Annotated in this window: 1 protein-coding gene; it reads left to right on the top strand. The window is 67.2% G+C overall.

Annotation, left to right across the window (positions count from 1 at the left end; translation table 11 throughout):
* On the top strand, positions 1 to 287 hold a 287-nt coding region (locus EN862_RS34975; RefSeq protein WP_135913291.1), incomplete at its 5' end, for an ABC transporter permease subunit.
* Between the last annotated feature and the right edge of the window lie 106 nt (positions 288 to 393).

Below are 393 nucleotides of genomic sequence, written 5' to 3'. Positions count from 1 at the left end.
CCGCGACGTTCCGGCAGGTCTTCTTTCCGCTGTCGCTGCCCGGCCTCGCCTCGGGCGTGGTCATCGTCTTCGTGCTGTGCCTCGGCTTCTTCGTCACCCCGGCGCTGATGGGTGGCGGCAAGGTGGTGATGTGGGCGATGCGCATGGAACAGACCACTAGCCTGTATTCCAACTGGGGGGCTGGTGCGGCACTCGGCGTCGTGCTGCTGGTGGTCACGCTGGCGCTGCTCGGCCTGTTCCAGTGGCTGCTCGGCGCGCGCGCCACCGGCGTATGGAGCTCGCGATGAGCGACGGTATCGGCCTGCCGATCTCGCACCGGCAACGCCTGTGGCTCTACGGCTTCGGCGGCCTCGTGCTGTTGTTCCTGATCGCGCCGTCCGTCATCATCGTCAT

The organism is Mesorhizobium sp. M2E.F.Ca.ET.219.01.1.1 (assembly GCF_004016445.2).
Taxonomy (GTDB): domain Bacteria; phylum Pseudomonadota; class Alphaproteobacteria; order Rhizobiales; family Rhizobiaceae; genus Mesorhizobium.
Note: the sequence above shows the minus strand (reverse complement) of the source record. Positions and strands in the feature narration are given on the sequence as shown.